Source organism: Pseudorhodoplanes sp., assembly GCF_046289595.1.
Classification (GTDB): domain Bacteria; phylum Pseudomonadota; class Alphaproteobacteria; order Rhizobiales; family Xanthobacteraceae; genus Pseudorhodoplanes.
On the sequence record NZ_JBKBVB010000003.1, the window covers coordinates 1 to 18,498 of the forward strand.

General features: G+C 64.1%; 20 protein-coding genes and 1 pseudogene. 7 read left to right on the forward strand and 14 right to left on the reverse strand.

The window, feature by feature from the left end; translation table 11 throughout:
- The coding region (locus ACK41X_RS01295) for a helix-turn-helix domain-containing protein (protein WP_409718570.1) at positions 1-164 on the forward strand (164 nt) is incomplete at its 5' end.
- A gap of 837 nt (positions 165-1,001) precedes the next feature.
- A pseudogene (locus tag ACK41X_RS01300) lies at positions 1,002-1,424 on the forward strand (DUF2778 domain-containing protein); the annotation flags it as partial.
- A gap of 73 nt (positions 1,425-1,497) precedes the next feature.
- Here the strand turns inward: ACK41X_RS01300 and ACK41X_RS01305 are convergent.
- Both ACK41X_RS01305 and ACK41X_RS01310 read right to left on the reverse strand, forming a co-directional pair.
- Positions 1,498-1,683 carry a hypothetical protein gene (locus tag ACK41X_RS01305; RefSeq protein ID WP_409718287.1) on the reverse strand — a complete coding sequence of 62 codons (186 nt, stop codon included), beginning with the start codon at positions 1,681-1,683 and terminating at the stop codon, positions 1,498-1,500.
- Positions 1,684-1,692: 9 nt separating this feature from the next.
- Complete coding sequence (locus ACK41X_RS01310) at positions 1,693-2,031, reverse strand: hypothetical protein (protein WP_409718290.1); 339 nt, start codon at positions 2,029-2,031, stop codon at positions 1,693-1,695.
- A 367-nt stretch (positions 2,032-2,398) separates the two neighbouring features.
- On the opposite strand from ACK41X_RS01310, the gene ACK41X_RS01315 reads away from it, so the two are divergent.
- On the forward strand, positions 2,399-3,328 hold the full coding sequence (locus ACK41X_RS01315; RefSeq protein WP_409718293.1) for a DMT family transporter: 930 nt from the start codon (positions 2,399-2,401) through the stop codon (positions 3,326-3,328).
- Here ACK41X_RS01315 and ACK41X_RS01320 read toward each other — a convergent pair.
- The 6 genes from ACK41X_RS01320 to chpT form a co-directional block, all read right to left on the reverse strand.
- Positions 3,323-4,192, reverse strand: coding sequence for a CheR family methyltransferase (locus ACK41X_RS01320; RefSeq protein WP_409718296.1), 870 nt, complete (start codon positions 4,190-4,192; stop codon positions 3,323-3,325). The genes ACK41X_RS01315 and ACK41X_RS01320 overlap by 6 nt on opposite strands.
- Complete coding sequence (locus ACK41X_RS01325; RefSeq protein ID WP_409718573.1) at positions 4,189-5,274, reverse strand: chemotaxis response regulator protein-glutamate methylesterase; 1,086 nt, start codon at positions 5,272-5,274, stop codon at positions 4,189-4,191. Before ACK41X_RS01325 ends, ACK41X_RS01320 begins: the two co-directional genes overlap by 4 nt.
- An 88-nt stretch (positions 5,275-5,362) precedes the next feature.
- Positions 5,363-5,728, reverse strand: a complete 366-nt coding sequence (locus tag ACK41X_RS01330) for a PleD family two-component system response regulator (protein WP_409718298.1) — start codon at positions 5,726-5,728, stop codon at positions 5,363-5,365.
- Positions 5,729-5,779: 51 nt separating this feature from the next.
- Positions 5,780-6,229 (reverse strand): chemotaxis protein CheW, encoded by a 450-nt coding sequence (locus ACK41X_RS01335; protein WP_409718300.1) that lies wholly within the window; start codon positions 6,227-6,229, stop codon positions 5,780-5,782.
- A gap of 13 nt (positions 6,230-6,242) precedes the next feature.
- Positions 6,243-8,840: a chemotaxis protein CheW gene (locus ACK41X_RS01340; RefSeq protein ID WP_409718303.1), complete on the reverse strand. Its 2,598-nt coding sequence runs from the start codon at positions 8,838-8,840 to the stop codon at positions 6,243-6,245.
- A 148-nt stretch (positions 8,841-8,988) separates the two neighbouring features.
- Positions 8,989-9,675, reverse strand: coding sequence for a histidine phosphotransferase ChpT (gene chpT / locus ACK41X_RS01345; RefSeq protein ID WP_409718306.1), 687 nt, complete (start codon positions 9,673-9,675; stop codon positions 8,989-8,991).
- A gap of 133 nt (positions 9,676-9,808) precedes the next feature.
- On the opposite strand from chpT, the gene cysQ reads away from it, so the two are divergent.
- The gene (cysQ, locus tag ACK41X_RS01350) at positions 9,809-10,639 is read left to right on the forward strand and encodes a 3'(2'),5'-bisphosphate nucleotidase CysQ (RefSeq protein ID WP_409718309.1); all 831 of its coding nucleotides are present in this window, start codon (positions 9,809-9,811) and stop codon (positions 10,637-10,639) included.
- A gap of 6 nt (positions 10,640-10,645) precedes the next feature.
- Here cysQ and ACK41X_RS01355 read toward each other — a convergent pair whose 3' ends face one another.
- Positions 10,646-11,146, reverse strand: coding sequence for a YHS domain-containing (seleno)protein (locus ACK41X_RS01355; protein ID WP_409718312.1), 501 nt, complete (start codon positions 11,144-11,146; stop codon positions 10,646-10,648).
- A gap of 107 nt (positions 11,147-11,253) precedes the next feature.
- Here ACK41X_RS01355 and ACK41X_RS01360 point away from each other — a divergent pair, with 107 nt between their 5' ends.
- The 3 genes from ACK41X_RS01360 to ACK41X_RS01370 all read left to right on the forward strand — a co-directional run bounded on the left by ACK41X_RS01360 (position 11,254) and on the right by ACK41X_RS01370 (position 14,226).
- Positions 11,254-11,853: a DUF1134 domain-containing protein gene (locus ACK41X_RS01360; RefSeq protein WP_409718315.1), complete on the forward strand. Its 600-nt coding sequence runs from the start codon at positions 11,254-11,256 to the stop codon at positions 11,851-11,853.
- 156 nt (positions 11,854-12,009) lie between these two features.
- Positions 12,010-13,308, forward strand: a complete 1,299-nt coding sequence (locus tag ACK41X_RS01365; protein WP_409718318.1) for a hypothetical protein — start codon at positions 12,010-12,012, stop codon at positions 13,306-13,308.
- A 72-nt stretch (positions 13,309-13,380) separates the two neighbouring features.
- Positions 13,381-14,226, forward strand: a complete 846-nt coding sequence (locus ACK41X_RS01370; RefSeq protein ID WP_409718321.1) for a DUF2927 domain-containing protein — start codon at positions 13,381-13,383, stop codon at positions 14,224-14,226.
- Between the two features lie 17 nt (positions 14,227-14,243).
- On the opposite strand, the gene ACK41X_RS01375 is transcribed toward ACK41X_RS01370, so the two are convergent.
- From ACK41X_RS01375 to ACK41X_RS01395, 5 genes are all read right to left on the reverse strand, one after another.
- Positions 14,244-15,068, reverse strand: a complete 825-nt coding sequence (locus tag ACK41X_RS01375; protein ID WP_409718324.1) for an alpha/beta hydrolase — start codon at positions 15,066-15,068, stop codon at positions 14,244-14,246.
- 75 nt (positions 15,069-15,143) lie between these two features.
- Positions 15,144-15,848 (reverse strand): ABC transporter ATP-binding protein, encoded by a 705-nt coding sequence (locus ACK41X_RS01380; protein ID WP_409718327.1) that lies wholly within the window; start codon positions 15,846-15,848, stop codon positions 15,144-15,146.
- Positions 15,841-16,596 carry an ABC transporter ATP-binding protein gene (locus ACK41X_RS01385; RefSeq protein ID WP_409718330.1) on the reverse strand — a complete coding sequence of 252 codons (756 nt, stop codon included), beginning with the start codon at positions 16,594-16,596 and terminating at the stop codon, positions 15,841-15,843. Before ACK41X_RS01385 ends, ACK41X_RS01380 begins: the two co-directional genes overlap by 8 nt.
- Positions 16,593-17,591, reverse strand: a complete 999-nt coding sequence (locus ACK41X_RS01390) for a branched-chain amino acid ABC transporter permease (RefSeq protein WP_409718333.1) — start codon at positions 17,589-17,591, stop codon at positions 16,593-16,595. The genes ACK41X_RS01385 and ACK41X_RS01390 overlap by 4 nt, the downstream gene beginning before the upstream one ends.
- A complete protein-coding gene (locus tag ACK41X_RS01395) occupies positions 17,588-18,463 on the reverse strand; it encodes a branched-chain amino acid ABC transporter permease (protein ID WP_409718336.1) in 876 nt (291 codons plus the stop codon). The genes ACK41X_RS01390 and ACK41X_RS01395 overlap by 4 nt, the downstream gene beginning before the upstream one ends.
- Positions 18,464-18,498: the final 35 nt, after the last annotated feature.

Sequence of the window (18,498 nt, forward strand, 5' to 3'; positions counted from 1 at the left end):
GCGGCATGGACGAGCCCGAACTCAAGATCATCGACGTATTCATCTGCAAGCTGCGCAAGAAGCTTGCGAATGCCTCGAACGGCAAGAACTACATCGAGACGGTGTGGGGCCGCGGCTATGTACTGCGCGAGCCGTCCGACGACGAAGCGCGTATCCCGGCCTGACGGCGTGTTGAAGGTTTTCCCTGGGGACGTAAGCCGTGCGTTGAACTGATCTCTCCTCTTCAAGAGCACTGAACCCCGCCGGAAACGGCGGGGTTTTTTCATACCGCGCGGCGTTAACCATTCCTTGGTTTTACCGGAACCCGCCACGATTTCGTCGCCTACAATCCTTTCTCGCGCCTTTACCCGCGTTTAACCACGCCGGGCCAAGGTGAGAGGGGGAAGTCTCCGTTGGGTTGTGTGGGGGTATTGCGTTCGATGACGCGTGCGACCTCTGGCCGGCGCGCCGCAGCGCCCGGGCGGCATCGGCCGTTTTGTCCTGTCCGCATGACCGTGTCGCTGATGCGCGGCGCCGCCGCAATCGCAGTGGCGCTGGCGGTCGTGACCGCGGCACTCTCGGCGGCTGGCTGGGTGTTCTCTGTCGCCCATGATGCGCGGGCGGAACGGCGCAGCACCATCGGGCTGCCCCCGGAATCCCGGCTTGCCTGGCTCTCGATCCCGGCGAGCGCCATCGCTTCGACCCTTCCCTATGTCACCCGCAACTGGCCGGAAGAGAGGCCGGACGTCACCGGCTCGGTTGCGCCGGACAGGATCGCGCTGCCCGCCGCCGGCTTTCTCGGCGAGGATGCGTCGCTCGACCCGTTCTTCACGGGCCTGCCGGTGCAGCAGGCACTGCGCTTCGAGCAACGCTTCTCGGCGGTCACCAACCGCTTCGAGCCGGCGGTTCGCAAGGCGATCGTGCCGCCAATGATTATGCCGCGCGCACGGCCGCAACGGCTGGCGTCGTTGCCGCCCGCAACCGGCATCACGATCCCGGACGAGGATCCCAAGCTCGAAAAGACCGCGATCTACGACATCACCGCCAAAGCCGTTTACATGCCGAACGGCGAGAAGCTCGAAGCCCATTCCGGCTTCGGCCAGTACATGGACAATCCGAAATACGTGAAGCTGCGCATGCGCGGCGTGACGCCGCCCAACACCTATCGGCTGCGCATGCGCGAGGCGCTGTTCCACGGTACCGAGGCGATCCGCATGCTGCCCGAGGACAGGGCTGCGATGTTCGGACGCGACGGCATCCTGGTGCACCCCTATTTGCTCGGACCGAATGGGCAGTCGAACGGCTGTGTTTCAATCAAGGACTATGACAAGTTCCTCGCCGCCTATAAGCGCGGCGAGGTCACCCGCATGGTGGTCGTATTCCGCCTGCCCGAGCCGCCGGCCTCCTATGCGCGGCGCCAGTCGAGAAGCGCGCGGGCCCTGTAGCGGGCGAATGCCGGGCCGGCATGCGCCGCCCAGACGATCCCCGCAATCAGCATGAGGGCGAATATCGTCTTGATCATGCGACCTCCGCCCTGTTGCCGGTGGCGGTCGCATTGACCCGAGACGCCAGCCAGGCGCAGGCGCGCATGGCGCCGGCGCCGGGAAATGGCCGAGTCGGCGGCTCAGGGCTGCGCGTGAAATTCACCCGCACGATGTTGTGCTCCCGGCCGATCACATAGCGGTCGAGATTAGCTGCGATCATTGCCCGCCCCTATTGCAGAGACCGGCCCTGATCGGGATCGGGATCGCGGCGCCGGATCAGCCCGCGCAGCCGCCGCCGGCGATAGCCACGGGCAACGCCGGGCATCGCCTCGCTGGCCTGCCGGTCAAGTTCGCGAAGACACTCCATGATGTCGTCGAAGCGCACGCGCGCCCCGCCCGGTATCTCGCGGAGCTCCGGGGTGGCTTCCAGCGCACAGGCATCCGACGCCCAGGATGCGAGGATTGCGCGCTTCTCGTTCAGGCTGAGATCGGCATCGCGCACGACATCGCGCGGATGCGCAAAAGCCCGTTCCGGGTGCAGAAGGTTGTCCAGATCAAGGGCTCTCACAGCTACATCCTCCGTAGAGCAACATTGCCATGAGCGTTGCGCCGGACGGTCCGCCGGCGCCCGCAACAGTCCCCGTCGGGGCGGCTGTCAGCGGCAAGATTTGGGATGACGGCGCGCCGGGTCAAGGGCTTTCCGGCATCCGATGCGTGACCCGGTGACCGGATTTTATCTTTTCAATTCAGATGGATAGCCGCAGGCGACAGCTTGTCGCGCAACTCGCCACGGCCGCCCGCCGGGAAGCACAGACGTCCGCAAAAATTTTCGTTCCCGGCTTTCCCCGTTGCGAAATCACGCTATGCATCGCCGAAATCCAAGGCGGGCGGCGCCGTCCCCCTCGGACCATGAGCGCACCGAGCTGTCTCTCCCGATGGACGCCAAGATCCGACACGCCTCCCATCACGCGCACGCCGATGCAAAGGCCGGCGCTCCTGTTGCCGGCCGCACCGCGACCCTGATCGGCTTCTGCGCCGTGCTGCTCTGGGGCACGCTGGCGACGCTGACCACACTGAAGGGCGGCGACATCGCGCCGTTCCAGTCCACCGCCATCACCTTCGCGGTCGGCGGCGTCACGATCGCGGGCTATGCCCTCGCCACCGGCCGCGCCCGCATGATGTTGCCGACGCTGCCGTCTTTCCTGCTCGGCATCTACGGCCTGTTCGTGTTTCACGCCATGTATTTTGCGGCGCTGAAATTCGCGCCGCCGGCGGAAGCCGGGCTGATCGCCTCGCTCTGGGCGCTGCTCACCGTCTTGTTGTCCGGCTTCCTGCCCGGCGTGACGTTAAGCTATCGTCACATCGTCGGCGCGCTGATGGGCTTCACCGCCGCAGCGCTATTGGTCTTTGACAAGATCGGCGCATCGAGCGGCTATCCCGATGCGCTGTTGGGCTTCATCTTCGCCTTCGGCAGCGCCGTGGTCTGGGCAACCTATTCGGTGATGTCGCGGCTGATCGCGGCGGTGCCGAGCGAAAGCGTGGCGCCGGCCTGTTTCGCCACCGCCTTGCTCGCGCTTGCGTGCAATCTGGTTTTCGAGGGCTGGACCGAACCGAGCGCCGCCCAATGGATCACCATGGTCTTTCTGGGGCTCGGCCCCATCGGCGCCGCCTTTATGCTCTGGGACATCGGCATGAAGCACGGCAATGTCGCGTTTCTCGGCGTGCTCGGCTATGCCTCGCCGGTGATCTCGACCGCACTTCTGATCACGCTCGGCTTCGCGCAGCCGACCTGGGTGTTGCTGGTTTCGGTGTCGCTGATCGTGGCCGCGGCAAGGTTCGCGGCGCCGCGCCGCCGCAAATCATGACGCGAGGCTTGATGCGACGCTTTCCCGCTCAAGGCCGGGCTGGAGGGTCACGGCTTCGGCCGGAGCGTAAAGGCCGCGCCGGCCGGGCACGGTCAAGAAAGCCTGTGTGAGACCGACCGTGGTCTCGGCGGCGCCAAGGATCAGAAAGCCGTCCGGTGCGATGGTTCGTGCCAGCCGGTCCAGGACATCCGTCTTGGTCGGCTGATCGAAATAGATCAAGACGTTACGGCAGACGATCAGGTCGAACCGGCCGAGCCGGGAGAAATCGGAGAGCAGATTGAGGCTGCGGAACTGAACCATGGAACGGATCTGCGGTGCGATCTGCCACATCTCCCCGACCTGCGTGAAATATTTGAGCAGAAGCTGGATCGGCAGCCCGCGCTGTACCTCGAACTGGCTGTAGATGCCGGCCTTTGCCTTTTCCAGAACGTCGTTCGACAGGTCGGTCGCGAGAATTTCGATGCAGTAGTCCTTCAGCGCGGGCGCCATTTCCCTGATGCCCATCGCCAGCGAATAGGGCTCCTGCCCGGACGAGGCCGCCGCGCACCAGATGCGGATACGCCTGGTGCGCTCGCGCGCCGCCATCAGCGAGGGCAGAACGAAGTCCCTGACCTGCTCGAACGGTATGCGATCGCGGAAGAAGAAGGTCTCGTTGGTGGTCATGGCCTCGACCACATCGGCGGTCAGCGTGCCGTCGGCGTCTCCGCGCAGGCGCTGCGCCAGCTCGCCAAGGTCCGGAATGCGGTGACGCTGCGCCACCGGCATCAGGCGGCTCTCGATCAGATATTCCTTGTCCGCCGCCAGCATCAGGCCGGAGCGCTGCTTCAGGAGCGCGCGGATGAATTCATAGTCGCTGGCGTTCATGCAGGCCTCCCGAAGGCCTGCAGGATCGCGGGTGCGATCTGCGGCAGCGGGAGAATCCGCGAGCAGAGGCCGGCCTCCGCGACCGAGCCGGGCATGCCCCAGACCACGCTGGTGCTTTCGTCCTGGGCGAGGAGCGTGCCGCCGGCCTCGACGATATCTCTGCCGCCGTCCAAGCCGTCTGTCCCCATTCCGGTCAGAACGACGCCGAGGGCCGCCGCGCCGAACACAGCCGCAGCCGAGGAGAACAGCACATCGACCGACGGCTTGCAAAAATGCACGGGTCCGGAATCGTCGAGTCTTGCGACCGCCTGGCCATTGATGCGTCCGATCCGCAGATGGCGATGTCCGGGTGCAACATAGATGCGGCCAGCGAGGAGCGGTTCGCCGTCTTCCGCCTCCCGCGCCGGATAGGCCGTCACACGCGCAAGGTGCTCGGCCAGGATGGTCGTGAAGGTCGGCGGCATGTGCTGGGCGATCAGGACCGGCACGGTTTCGATCACCGCACCGAGATGGCAGCAAACTTCGTTCAGCGCCTGCGGCCCGCCGGTGGACGAACCGATCACCAGTACGCGCGGTGTCACGGCCGAAGCGGATCTCAGCACCAGCGCCCGTTGGTCCCCGTCCAGGACCGGGCGCTCCCTGGGCGCTGGCATCGATACCGGCCGCAACATGGCGCGCGGGTTAAGCCTGCGGCGCGTGCGCGCACCGAGTTCGCGGAATTTGGTGATCAGGGCCTGGCGATAATCCTCGCTCGTGACCACACCCTGCGCGTCCGGTTTCTGAATGCAGTCCACGGCGCCAAGCGACAAGGCGCGCATCGTGACCTCGGCATTCTTTCGAGTCAGCGTCGAAGCCATGATGACCGCAAGTCCGGGCTTCTTTCTCAGAAGCAGCGGCAGCACCGTGATGCCGTCCATATCCGGCATCGCGACATCGAGCACCACAACATCCGGATCGACGCGATCCAGATACTCGATCGCCTCGCGGCCGGTATGCAGCGAGGCGACGATGACGATGTCGGGCTCGGCTTCGACCCAGCGGCGGATGAACCCGCGCGCCACCGCAGAATCGTCGACCAGCATCACTCGCAACGGCGATGCCAGCGCCGGAGACCAACCCTCGCCTCTGTTGGAAAGCGCCGTCACGTTTTTTCTCACGCCGGATGCCGGTTCAGATCAGTCCGACTTCCTGGAATTTTGCCTCGACGATGTCCCGGTCAAACGGCTTCATGATGTATTCGTTGGCGCCGGCATGGAGCGCGCGCGCGATATGTGCGACATCGTTCTCGGTGGTGCAGAAAACGACCTTCGGCCGTTCGCCGCCCGGCATGCGCCGCAGCGCCTTCAGAAAGTCGTAGCCGTCCATCTTCGGCATGTTCCAGTCGAGCAGGATCGCATCGGGCAGCCTGCGATGGCACTGATCCAGCGCCTGCTGGCCGTCCTCGGCCTCCGTGATCTCAAAATCGAGACCCTCGAGAATCCGCTTCGCCACTTTGCGGATGACGCTGGAATCATCAACAACGAGACAGGTCTTCATGGCTTCCCTCATTTCCAATTCAAGCGGACAAAGCCGCATATTTCCGCCGCCTCATGCGGCCATATCGGCAGGCTTCAGATCGATCAGCTTGTCCACATCGAGGACGACCAGCAGGCCGCCATCCAGGCGGTGAACGGCCGACGCGACGCGACGCAGCCGTTCGTCAAGATTGACCGGCACGGGCTCGGCGGTGTCGTCGCCGAGTTTCATGACCTCGCCGACTGTATCGATCACGAGGCCGTACGCTTCGCCTTCATAGTCGATGCCAACCGCCATGTGCGCGCGGCGGTCGGCCGCGACGCCAAGCCGCCGCCGAAGATCGATCGCGGTCACGATGCGGCCGCGCAGGTTGACGACGCCCGCAATATCGTCCGCCGCCAGCGGCACGCAGGTCATCTGGCTCAGCATGAACACGTCCTGTACGCGCGCGATCGGCAGGCCGAATAGCTGTCCCCCGATGGTGATCGTGACATATTCTCCTGGCGGACAGTTGTGCGGCATGGATGCCATCGTCTCACGCCGCCCGCTCGGTCATGGCGCCGGACTGCTCCTTGATCGCAGCGATCAGGCCCTGGCGGTCGAATTTTGCAACGAAATCGTGGAATCCGGCGCGCCGCACACGCGCAATGGTCTCGGGGGTGGCCATCGAGGATAGCGCGATCATCGGAACATGAGCCGTTGTGGACTCGGCGCGTAGCGCACGCGCCAGCGCAATGCCGTCCATGCCGGGCATTTCCAGATCGGTCACCACGAGATCAAAAGCCCGGCCGCTACGGATCAGACCGATGGCTTCGTGTCCGCTCGACGCTGCGGTGACGGCAAAACCAGCCGCACGAAGGACCGGCGACAGCATATTGCGGAAGAAGGCGGAATCGTCCACTAGCAGCACGTGCTGGCGGGTCGGATGCCGCCTGCCGCCGCCGAGCCAGTCGGCATGCGCAATCGGCAAATAATGCCCGACATCGACAATATCGGTCGCTTCACCCTTGACGATCGCCGAGCCCAGAATGCCCGGACGGTCGTCGCTCACTTCGATCTCGAACTCGCCTTCGACAATATCGACGATCTGATCGACCGCGAGCGCCATCGCGTGGCTGCCCTCGGAAAAAACCAGAAGCGGCTGCGATCCGCTCTCTTTAAGACGCACACAGGCGCCGGGAAAAATCACCGGCATCAGCCGTCCGCGATACTGCACGACGTGGCGCTCGCCCGTCATCTCGATCCTTGCGACATCGATCTCTTCGAGGCGCGTCACCAGCGACAGCGGCACGGCGCGCGGCGCGTTGGAGCCTGCCCGGAAAATCAGCAGCGCTGTCTTGTTTGATTCGGCCGCCTGCTTCACGGTGTCTGCCGCCGATTCCAGCGCGACCCTGCCTCCGCGCAACGATCCGAAGGAGGCGGCGATGCCGTTCGGATCGAGGATCATGATCACAGCGCCATCGCCAAGAATGGTGTTGCCGGAAAAGATCTGGATGTGCCGCAGTTTGCTGGCGAGCGGCTTCACTACGATTTCCTCGGTATGGAACACCCGATCGACCACCATGCCGAACGTCTCGGGTCCGACCTGCATGATCACGACGAAGCCCTGCTCGGTCTCGTACTGGTCGGGCTCGCCGATTTTCAGAATCTTGCGCAGGAAAGTCAGTGGCAGAAGCTTGTTGCGAAGTCGCAAGACCGGGGCATCCTTGATGCGCTCGATGCGGTGTTCAGCCTGCGCGCGCACCCGCACCAGTTCCATCACGGCCACCTGCGGGATTGCAAACCGGTCGCCTGCAGCCTCGACGATCAGGGCCGAAACGATAGCGAGTGTCAGCGGAATCCGGATGGTAAAGACCGTGCCCTGCCCCGGTACCGACTTGACATCGATCGTGCCGCCAATCTTGTCGATATTGCTTTGCACGACGTCCATGCCGACGCCGCGGCCGGATATCGCCGTGACCGTCTCTGCGGTCGACATGCCGGGAAGAAAAATGAAACGCTGGACTTGCACGTCCGGCATCTTGTCGAGGTCAGCCTCGCTGACGAGGCCGCTGGCGAGCACCCTGTCCCGGATTTTGCGGATATCGAGGCCGCGCCCGTCGTCGGACACCTCGATAATGATATGGCCGCCCTCGTGCCGGGCGCACAGCCGGATGGTCGCGCGGGCGGGCTTGCCACAGGCGCGGCGTTCTTCAGCCGTTTCGATTCCATGGTCCGCCGAATTGCGCAGCATATGCGTCAGCGGATCCCTGAGCATGTCGAGAATCTGCCGATCGAGTTCGGTCTCGGCGCCCTGCATCTCGATTTCGATATCCTTGCCGAGTTCGGCCGACAGATCCCGCATCAGCCGCGGCAGTTTCTGCCAGGCATTGCCAATCGGCTGCATGCGCGTCTTCATCACGCTTTCCTGGAGCTCGGCGGTGACATGCGACAGTCGCTGCAGCGGTTGTTTGAAGGTGGTCTCGGCCTGCCGGCGCGCCAGCTCCATCAGCTGATTGCGGGTGAGCACAAGCTCCGACACCATGTTCATGAGGTGCTCGAGGGTGTCGACATTGACCCTGATCGACTGGTTCGCGACCTTCGGGTCATGACGGTCCGGTGTCTGAACCGTGCCAGGACTGACCTTCGCGGCCGCGGGCCCCGGAGTTTCGCGAAACGCACGCTCCAGTTCGTCGAGTGTCGCCTCGCCCGGCTTCAACGGACGTTCGAGCACCTGATAAACCAGAGTTCCGGTTTCGCTTGACGGGGCCGGACCAGTCGCGCTCTGAGCCATCGCGTCCAGACGCGCAATCAGATCGTCATCCGTGCCCGCAGGCTCGGCTTGATGCGCTTCCAGCGCGTCAAGAACGGCCTTGATGCGATCGAGCGTCTCAAGGACCAGGGACACCGCATCCGGCGTCACCGCAAGCCCCGCACGGAATTGACTCATCAGATTTTCGGCAGCGTGCGCCAGCGCTGCGAGCCGCGGAAGATTCAGAAAACCGCAGGTGCCTTTGATGGTGTGCACCAGCCGGAAAATGTTGGCCAGGATCTCGGCATTGTTCGGCTCCTGTTCGAACCGGACAAGTTCGGAATCGACCGTATCAAGACTCTCATGGGTCTCGGTCAGGAAATCCCGCAACAACTCGTCCATGGCAAAACGCCTTCCGCGCCGGAAACTCATCGGCGCCGCACCGCTCGACCATGGTAGTGTGTTGGTAACCGTTTAAAATTGCGTAAGGGAAAGGCAACAAGGCGCGCAGAGTTAATGCGCCGTTAAGCACGTTTTTTTGCCGTTCGCTTCAGCGCGCCGCGATAACGATCGCTTCGCCTTCGCTGGTTGCAGCCACGGTCAGCCCGCATTCCTTCGCAAGCAGACTGGTGTAATAAGGCTGCACCGCATGCGCATCGACGCTTCCGCCATGTGTCCGGCCGGCGAGCAGATCCGGCACACCCTGCGGCAGCTTGGCATAGCCGCCGGTGGCGGAAATCCGAAAGCTCATGGCTTCCCCCTCGCCCAGCGGATCGACACTGATCTGCCCGCCGCGCGGGATCGACTGCCCGGCAATCAGCACCATGTTGAGCAGGAGCTTCACGCGGTTTTTCGGCATCAGAGCGCGTGGCAAATTCCAGGCGATCTTCGTTTTGTCGTCCTCGAGGAAGGCCCGCGCGACCTTTTCGGCATCGCCGAGATCGATCTGCGCACCCGCCGATCCCGCGGCCCCGAAAGCCAGCCGGCAGAATTGCAGCTTGGCCGAGGCCTGCCGCACGCTCTTCTTGATCAGGTCCATGGCGAAGGCCTTGGTCTCCTGATCGTTGTCGTCCTCCATGACCTCAAGGCCATTGACTATCGCACCGACAGGGCTGATCAGATCGTGGCAGACCCGCGAACATAACAAGGCCGCGAGGTCGAGGGATTCGATATTGGCGGCTGACGTGTTTGCAGCCGTATCCTGGGCAACGGTCTGAGCAACAGCATTGGCGGACATGAATCTGGCTCCGGTCAAAGCGGCGGCGGAACGCGAATCACTCGATCCTGATGCGGCCGATCGCTTGATACACCGCGCGCGCCGCAGCGCCAAGCTGCGTCTCGCCACACTTGAAACGACGGAGTGTCCTTGAATGAAGCGCAACTACTCCGATCCGGCCCTGCTCGATGCATTGACCGAGATCGCATCGCGGGCCGGAGAGGCGATTATGCGCGTGCGCCGCGCCGGTGCCGCAATTCGCAGCAAGGCCGATGCAAGCCCGGTGACCGAAGCCGACGAAGCCGCAGAGGCCATCATTCTCGAGGGGCTCGCGCGCACCTTGCCGGATGTTGCGGTGGTGTCGGAGGAAGCGGCACAATTGGGTCTTCCATCGGCGCTGCCGGACATCTTTATCCTGGTCGATCCGCTCGATGGTACACGCGAGTTCATCGACGGCCGCGACGAATTCACCGTCAATATCGCCATCCTGCGCAGCGGCCGCCCGATCGCGGGCGTGGTCGGCGCGCCGGCGCTGGATGCGATCTGGCGCGGCGCGGAGGGCGCAGGGGCCGAGCGGCTTGTGCTGCAACCGGGTCGCGCGCCGGATGCGGCAAGCGAGCGCGTCGCTTTGCGCACCCACCCGCATCGCGGCGGCCCGTGGCGCGCCATGGTCAGCCGCTCGCATCTCGATCCGAAGACCGAGGAATGGCTGACGCGTTTTGCGGCGGTGGAGCGCATGGATTGCGGCTCGTCGGTGAAATTCTGCCGGATCGCCGAGGGCAAGGCAGATGTTTATCCGCGGCTCGGCCGTACCTCGGAATGGGACATCGCCGCGGGAGACGCAGTGCTGAGCGCGGCAGGCGGCGTGGTGCTGTCGCTCGACGGGACGCCGCTGCGCTACGGACAGGTCGGACGCGATCTCAAGGTGCCGTCCTTCGTCGCCTGGTGCGATCCGAAGGATGCGGCGGCCTATTCGGCCGCCTAACCGTAATCACGGCACCAGGGTACGGCTGAGCTGCGGCCAGTTCGCTTCGGCCTGGCCCAGAATGCCATCCGGATCGGCGGCGAAGGCCGTGCGGGCTTCCTCCGAATAGAACAGGTACAATCTGTTGCCGTGAATTGCCCAGAAATCCGGATGGCCGTCGCGCACGACATGCCCTGCGATCGCCACCGGGTCATGGCCGCCAAAGCCGGGCATGTAGATGTCGGGATCGCGGATGAAGGCGGCGCGGTTGCCCTCGTTGCAAAACCGCCACGCGACGCCGCGATAGGTCCATTCGATGCCTTCGATCCCGGTTTTCGCCGCACGGTCGGTGAAATAGGCCACCGGATCGTAGCCATAGAGTGCGAGGCCCGAGTAGCGGTCGGCCACAACCTGCTCGGTTGTCGCGGTCTGCGCGATCCGGCCCGGCATCATCGCCAATGCCGCCAAAAGCAGCGCTCCGAGCGGCGCGGCAAGCGGCCCGCGGCGTTGACGGCGCAGTGTTGTCATGATTCGGTCCAACAAGTGTTCCGATTCGGATGGCCTTTACCTGATCCCATCCGCGTGAGTATCCGGTTAAGCCCGCGCGACCGACCGTTTTCGCCATGGAGCACATGATGGCTTCGCTGATCCGCCTTGCGGCTACAGCCCTTTTCCTGGCCTGCGCCTTCGGCCAGACCGTTCATGCACAGCAGCCGGCGCCGCCGCCCGTGGTGCAGCAGCAGCCGTCCCAACCGCAATACTCCTCCAACGAGATCCTCGAAAACGGCCACCGCTTCTTCGGCACGGTGTCGCGCGGCCTGGCACAGGTGGTGGAGAAGGCCTTCAGCCAGTTCGGCCAGCCGAACGGTTATATCCTCGGCGAGGAGGCGGGCGGCGCGTTCGTCGCCGGGCTGCGCTACGGGGAAGGCGTGCTTTACACCAAGAATGCCGGCGACCTGCGGGTGTTCTGGCAGGGACCGTCGATCGGTTTCGATGCCGGCGGCGAGGGCGCGCGGACCATGATGCTGGTCTACAACCTGCCCTCGACCGAAACGATCTACAACCGCTTCGGCGGGATCGACGGTTCGGCGTATTTCATCGGCGGTTTCGGCATGACCGCACTCGGCGCCGGGAACATCGTGGTGGTGCCGATCCGGGCCGGTGTCGGCCTGCGGCTCGGCGCCAATATCGGCTATCTGAAGTTCACGCCGAAGGCGACCTGGAATCCGTTCTGATCGCCGCCGCGGGCAACGGAATTTCCTTCCCCGCCGGGTGTCACCCGGTTTAGGTTAAACAGGGATCGAGTGCAGGCACGCGGCGGGGCCTTGCGGGGGCGCCTCCGCAGCGATCTGTGATGTGGCTGTTGCGCCCGAGGGTTGGAGTTTTCGGTCATGATCGAACCGGCCATGTATCTCGCCATCGGCTTCCTGCTGGCGAGCTTGCTCGGATTGATCGTCGTGCCGCTTGTTCACGCGCGCGCAGAGCGTCTGACAATCCGCCGGATGGAAGCAGCGACGCCGCTATCGATGGCGGAAATCCAGGCCGACAAGGACCAGATCCGGGCCGAATTCGCCATGTCGACCCGGCGTCTGGAGATGAGCGTCGAGCAGCTGAAGGCCAAAAGCACGAGCCAGCGCGCCGAGCTCGGCAAGAAGAATGACGCGATCAATCGCCTGAAGGCGGAACTCGGCGAGAAATCGGCCACGATCTTCGCGCTCGAGGCGCGGGAAAAGGCGCTCAAGGAGCAGATGAAGGCGACCGAGGACGAGCTTTCGGTCAAGACGCTCGGCCTGCACGAGACCGAACGCAATCTCTCCGACAAGGAAGCCGAACTCGCCCGGCTTTCGGCCGAACTCGGGGAGCGCACCGCCACGAGCGAGGCGCAGCGGATCGAGGTGATTTCCCTGAAAACCCAGATCGACGCGCTGCGGCTGCGCATCGAGGATTACGAGCGCGACATCAAGAGGACGGAGGAGCGGCTGGACAAGGAGCGCGCCGAAGCCGCGGCCGCGAGCCGCAGTCTGGAGGAGGAACGCGGCAAGGTCGAAAATCTCGGCAAGCGGGTCGCCCAGCTCGAACAGCAGCTGGTCGCGCAAAGCACCGAGGCCGAACTCCTCGGCAAGCGTGTCGCCGAGCTGGAGACCCGGATCGCCGATCAGGGCCGTCTCTTGGTGGAGCGCGAATACGAATGCGACCGCTTGCGCGCAGAGCTGGAGAATGCGCGCCGAACCGGTTTTCACCTGCGCGAGGAGCTTGCCACCGCGGGCACGCAGCATCGCGAAGCGATCCGCAATCTCACCGCCGAAAAAGAGGTCTTGCAGAAGGAATTCGAACTCGCCAACAGCGAGCGCACCCGTCTGCATGTGGAACTTGCCGCCATGAAGCGCGAAGCGGAATCGAGTTGGGCGGCCGAGCGCGTCGAAAATGCCTTGTTGCGCGAGCGGATCAACGATGTCGCAGCCGAGGTGGCCAAACTCGCGGTCGCGCTCGAAGGGCCGAATTCCCCGATCGAGGCAATCCTGTCCTCGGCGGAAAAGTCCGCCCCCGCGCCGGCTGCGCGCAAGCCGCTATCCGCACCGGTTCCTTCCATTGACGTCGACGCCGATACCGACACCCACGTCAAGGGCAGCCTTGCCGATCGCATGCGCGCCCTGCAGACGCGGGCATCGCGGCTCACGACATCGGCGTGACGAATTGGCTTTCGCCGCTCCGCGGAGAAACCGCACAGCGCCGACGATTTGCTCCGGAAGTATGGAAACAGCATGGTGACAACGCGGATCTGGCTTTCGGCCAGCGGCCTGCCGGTATTTTCACGCATGGCGCGTCGCGCGATCGCGATGCTGTCGGCGCTTGCGATCGCAGCCATGCTGTGGCCGGCCGCCGCCGCAGCCGAGCATCCGGAGGTGACAAAACGCCGCGCGGAGGAGCGAAAGGCATTCACCGATGCGGAGATCATCGATGGCTTTTTCCGCATCGTGTTCGGCGCCGAATTTCATGTGTCCGGACGGGTTGACCGGATCCGCAAATATGAAGGACCGGTGCGGGTTTATGTCGAAAGCCGGGCCAAGCCCGACCGCCGCAAGCAGGTCGAGCGGGTGGTCGCCGACATTCGCTCAAAAATCCCCAATCTCGACATTGCGATGGCCGAAAGCCGCGACGACGCCAATGTCACGGTGACCCTGGTGCGCGACCGCGATCTCAAAAAGACGATCCGGGAATTTTACGGCCGCGAACAGGCCGCCAGAATCGTCAAATCGCTGGAACCGCAATGCCTGTCCGGCTTCCGCAAGGACGATCTCTTTCGCATCCAGCATTCCGACGTGATTGTGGTGGTCGATGCCGGAGAGTTCATTTTTCTCGATTGCATGTACGAGGAATTGCTGCAGGCGCTCGGCCCCATAAACGACGACGACGATCTGCCCTGGACCATGTTCAACGACGAGGTCCAGATGGCTTTCTTCGGCATCTACGACCAGTATCTGCTGAATATTCTGTACGACCCGCGCATCCGCGCCGGCATGACCAAGGAACAGGTCAAGGCGCTGCTGCCGCAGGTGCTGCCGGACGTGCGCGCTTTGGTCGCCAGGCTCAACGGCCTTCAGGACTAAAGCAGCATGCGCCGCACTCACAATCCCCTCAGCCATTCGACAATCTGCCCGCGCGCCTGAAACGGCGTGGACAGATGCATGCTCGCCGTGACCAGATATTTGCTCTTCGGATGCTTTGGGGCACGGCCGAAAATATAGTCCTTGCCGTGAAGCACGATCGGATCAGCAACCCCCGCCACCCACAGAAACGGCACGCTGCCCATGGCCGCGGCGTTTTTCGGCATCACCGCGGGCCCATCAGGATCGAACATCGAAAGGTAGACGCGGGCGGTGGCTTGCACCGAAAACGGAATGCCTTGTGCGAGGTCGGGAAACGACACGCGCACGTCGCCCTGGCCCGCGGCGATCATCTTGCGGGCACGCGCGATTGCGCCGCCGGTGCGCATGCGCAGCGCCCAGGCTTCCGGCAGATGGCCGGGCGCAAGCGCCACGACCGCATGCAGATCCTTGCGCCGCGCGGCGTAGCCGATCGCGGCATTGGCGCCGAGGCTGTGCCCGACCACGGCGATCCGGGTGGCGCCCGCCTTTTTCAGGCGCTCCGCTGCCGCATCGATTTCGGTCATCGCGTCGTCGAAGGTCGCATCATAGATGCGACGCGCCGACCACGGCATTTCCGGCGCTTCCACCAGCGCCCCTTGCCGCTTCAGCGCCTCATGCAGCCCCTCGATTCCTGTGGTCGGCGTTCCGCCCTTGCCGTGGATCAGCACGATGCCGAATCCGGCGAGGCCGTGTTGCTGCGCAAGCGATGAGCCAGCCGCCATCATCGCCGCGAGCGCAACGAACAGTCCCATCACGAGATTGAGGCGGCCAAAGTACATGATCCCGGGCCCGGTCCGAATCATGGGATGCCATCATAGGCGCGGGCGCGGCGCCGCGCGACCCTGCGCGGATCGCAAACGTTGTCGCAGCTCCGGCCTCTATTCGCTGACGCCGATCAGGCTCGCCAGCCGTTCCGGATCGTCGCGCAACGGCTGCGATGGGCCGTCATAGACCACCCGGCCCTTGTCCATCACCACCGTGCGCGGCGAAAAGGCAAGCGCGACCCGGCTGTTCTGCTCCACCAGCACGATGGTGAGCGCGCCCTCGTCGCGCAGCTTGCCAAGCACGTCGGCGAGCGTCTCCACCAGCACGGGCGCGAGGCCCTCGGTCGGCTCGTCCATCAGGAGAACCTGCGGATTTGTCATCAGCGCCCGGGCAATGGACAGCATCTGCTGCTCGCCCCCGGAGAGCTGATTGCCCATATTGGTCAAGCGTTCGCGCAGCCGCGGGAACAATTCGAAAATCCGCGCCTCGGTCCAGTAGCCGGGCCGTGCTGCAATCTCCAGATTCTCCCGCACCGACAGCGAGGGAAAAATCTCACGCTCCTGTGGCACGAGGCCGAGCCCGTTCAGCGCGCGCTGGTAGACCGGCAACTGCGTGATCGGCTTGCCGTCAAGCATCACGTCGCCGCTCTTGATTTCGGTATGGCCCATGGCGGTGACCAGCAGCGTGGTCTTGCCGACGCCGTTGCGGCCGATGATGCTGACGCTCTCGCCCGCAGCCACATCGAGATTGATGTCTTCGAGCACGACGGTATCGCCGTAGCCAGCCGACAGGTTTTTCCAGGACAGCGCGCTAGCCATGAGACGCCTGCCCCAGATAGACAGCGCGGACATCGGCATTGGCGCCGATCTCCTTCGGCGTGCCTTCCGCAAAGATGCGTCCGCCGACCAGAACGGTGATGCGCTCGGCGAACCGGAACACCAGATCCATATCGTGCTCGATGATCAGGACGCCGATCTCCTTCGGCAATTGCCCGATGGCATCGAGGATGATGTGGCTTTCCGCACTCGGAACTCCCGCCGCAGGTTCGTCGAGCAAAAGCACCTTCGGCGCGAGCCCGAGCGCAATCGCGATCTCGACAAGGCGCTGGCGGCCGTAGGGCAGTTCGGAAATCTTGTGGCCGGCATCGTCCTGCAGTTTGAGCATTTCGAGGAGCGCCATCGCCGCGTCGATCACGTCCTTGCGCATGCCGGCGGGCCGGAACATGTCGGGGGCGGCGCCAAACTGCTCGGCGACGGGGATATAGACATTCTCCAGCACCGACAGGCCGCGAAACAGCCGGTTGATCTGGAAAGTGCGGGCGATGCCGCGCTTGACGCGCTCGGACTGGGCGACCTGCGTCACGTCCTCGCCGTTCAGGAAGACCTGCCCTTCGGTGGGCGCAAGCACGCCGGTCAGGAGATTGATAAAGGTGGTCTTGCCGGCGCCGTTCGGGCCGATCAAGGCGTGGCGAGCGCCGCGTTCGAGGCGGAAATTAATATTGCTCGCCGCGGCCAGCGCGCCGAACCTCTTGCCGACATTGCGGGCTTCGAGCAGCGTTTGCGTCATGACGACACGGTGCGCCGGCTTCGCAGGCGGTTGAGCAGCGAATCGACGATGCCGAGAATGCCGTTGCGCGCGAACAGCGCGATGATCATCAGCATCAGCCCGAGCCCGAGCTGCCAGGCGGTCGGATAGATTTTCGCGAGATAATGCGACAGCACCATATAGGCCACCGCGCCGACAAACGCGCCGTACAGCCGGCCATAGCCGCCGAGCACGAGGATGATCAGGACGGTCGCGGCGCGGTCGAGGCTCAGCGTCGAGAGATTCACATAGGCATTGGCCTGCGCCCATAGCCCGCCCGCGATCGCCGCAATGGCCGCCGAGATGGTATAGGCGATCACAAGCCGTTCGCGCACCGGCGCACCCACCGCATGCATGCGCAGCGTATTTTCGCGGATGCCGGTCAGGCTCTGGCCGAACGGCGAATAGACCAGCGTGCGCAGGAACACGAAGCTCAGGAACAGCACGCACAGCACATAGACATATTGCGTGGTCGGATAGAGCGGGCTGAACGCGAACACGCCGAACAAGGGGGGGATCGGCACGCTGTCGAGACCGTCGAAGCCGCCGGTCCAGTGATGGCCGAGATTGGCGGCCTCCTCGAGCAAGAGCATGGTGCAGAGCGTCAGCATCAACAGCGTCAGCCCGGTGGTGCGCAGCAGCACCAGGCCCGAGGCAAGGCCGCACAAAGCGCCCATGATCGCGGCAACGACGAGACTCGATATCGGCTCGTTCCAGAGCCCGTGCTTGGCCATCATCCCGACGGTATAGGCGCCGACCCCGAAAAATGCCGCGTGTCCCAGCGTGACGATGCCGGCATAGCCGAGCACCAGATCGAGCGAGAGCGCGAACAGGATCACGATCAGCAATTCGGTGCCGAAGCCGAGATGGTTCGGATAGGCGAAGAAATAGGCGATCGCCAGAATCCACGGAATCGGCTCCCACCAGCGTAGGCGATGGCGTTCGGTGAAGCTGCGCGCGGCGTCCGACGTCATCATGCTTCTTTCCGTCCGAACAGGCCCTGCGGCCGCCACAGTAGCAGCAGGATGGTCAGGGCGAAGATGAACAGGGTGCCGCCCTGCGGGATGTATTTCTTCAGGACGAAGTCCAGTACGCCGATCAGGAGCGAGGCGACGAACACGCCGGTGATGCGGCCAAGCCCGCCGACCGCGACCACGATCAGGAAGAAGACGAGATATTTCAGCGCATATTGCGGATCGAGGCCGAGAAATTCCGCGCCCAGTCCGCCGCCGAGCGCCGCCATGCCGCTGCCGAAGGCGAACACGATGGTGAACAGTCGGTTGATGTTGATGCCGAGCGATTCGGTCATGCGGCGGTTATCGACGGCGGCGCGGATCTGCGCCCCGATCCGCGTACGCTCGAAGCCGAGCCACAGCCCCAGCATGATGAGCGTGCCGACCACGATCAGCACAATGCTGTAGGTGCGGTAGGTGGTGAAGCCGAGATTCATCTGGCCCTGCAGCCAGGAGGGCAGCATCAGCGGCTGGTTCTCAGGACCCACGATCAGCGTGACCGAGGAGATCATGACGAAGACGAGGCCGATGGTGAACAGCACCTGGTCGAGTTCGGCCGCGCGATAGAGCCGCGAATAGAATGCCCGCTCGAACACCACGCTGACCGCGGCGATGACGATGAAGCCGAGCGCCAGCGCCGGTATGAAGGGCACGCCGAGCCTGTTAACCGACAAAACGATCACATAGCCGCCGAGCATGGCGAAGCCGCCATGCGCCAGATTGACGAATCCCATCAGACCCATCGTGATCGACAGGCCGACCGACACGATGAACAGCACCATGCCGGCGGCGAGCCCGCCGAGAAGGATGCTGACGACGTCAACGCCAAAGATCACGAAAGCAAATCCCCGCCCCGGAACCGATCAAGGCC

Excerpts from the sequence above, each read along its gene's own strand:
- ACK41X_RS01335 (WP_409718300.1), bottom strand. The coding sequence starts at position 6,229 with ATGCCGCACAACTGTCCGCCAGGAGAATATGTCACGATCACCATCGGG.
- chpT (WP_409718306.1), bottom strand. The coding sequence starts at position 9,675 with ATGTCCGCCAATGCTGTTGCTCAGACCGTTGCCCAGGATACGGCTGCA.
- ACK41X_RS01380 (WP_409718327.1), bottom strand. The coding sequence starts at position 15,848 with ATGGCTAGCGCGCTGTCCTGGAAAAACCTGTCGGCTGGCTACGGCGAT.
- ACK41X_RS01390 (WP_409718333.1), bottom strand. The coding sequence starts at position 17,591 with ATGATGACGTCGGACGCCGCGCGCAGCTTCACCGAACGCCATCGCCTA.
- cysQ (WP_409718309.1), top strand. The coding sequence starts at position 9,809 with ATGAAGCGCAACTACTCCGATCCGGCCCTGCTCGATGCATTGACCGAG.
- ACK41X_RS01325 (WP_409718573.1), bottom strand. The coding sequence starts at position 5,274 with ATGCTGGTCGACGATTCTGCGGTGGCGCGCGGGTTCATCCGCCGCTGG.
- ACK41X_RS01315 (WP_409718293.1), top strand. The coding sequence starts at position 2,399 with ATGGACGCCAAGATCCGACACGCCTCCCATCACGCGCACGCCGATGCA.
- ACK41X_RS01330 (WP_409718298.1), bottom strand. The coding sequence starts at position 5,728 with ATGAAGACCTGTCTCGTTGTTGATGATTCCAGCGTCATCCGCAAAGTG.
- ACK41X_RS01340 (WP_409718303.1), bottom strand. The coding sequence starts at position 8,840 with ATGGACGAGTTGTTGCGGGATTTCCTGACCGAGACCCATGAGAGTCTT.
- ACK41X_RS01365 (WP_409718318.1), top strand. The coding sequence starts at position 12,010 with ATGATCGAACCGGCCATGTATCTCGCCATCGGCTTCCTGCTGGCGAGC.
- ACK41X_RS01370 (WP_409718321.1), top strand. The coding sequence starts at position 13,381 with ATGGTGACAACGCGGATCTGGCTTTCGGCCAGCGGCCTGCCGGTATTT.
- ACK41X_RS01375 (WP_409718324.1), bottom strand. The coding sequence starts at position 15,068 with ATGATTCGGACCGGGCCCGGGATCATGTACTTTGGCCGCCTCAATCTC.
- ACK41X_RS01305 (WP_409718287.1), bottom strand. The coding sequence starts at position 1,683 with ATGATCGCAGCTAATCTCGACCGCTATGTGATCGGCCGGGAGCACAAC.
- ACK41X_RS01355 (WP_409718312.1), bottom strand. The coding sequence starts at position 11,146 with ATGACAACACTGCGCCGTCAACGCCGCGGGCCGCTTGCCGCGCCGCTC.
- ACK41X_RS01385 (WP_409718330.1), bottom strand. The coding sequence starts at position 16,596 with ATGACGCAAACGCTGCTCGAAGCCCGCAATGTCGGCAAGAGGTTCGGC.
- ACK41X_RS01360 (WP_409718315.1), top strand. The coding sequence starts at position 11,254 with ATGGCTTCGCTGATCCGCCTTGCGGCTACAGCCCTTTTCCTGGCCTGC.
- ACK41X_RS01320 (WP_409718296.1), bottom strand. The coding sequence starts at position 4,192 with ATGAACGCCAGCGACTATGAATTCATCCGCGCGCTCCTGAAGCAGCGC.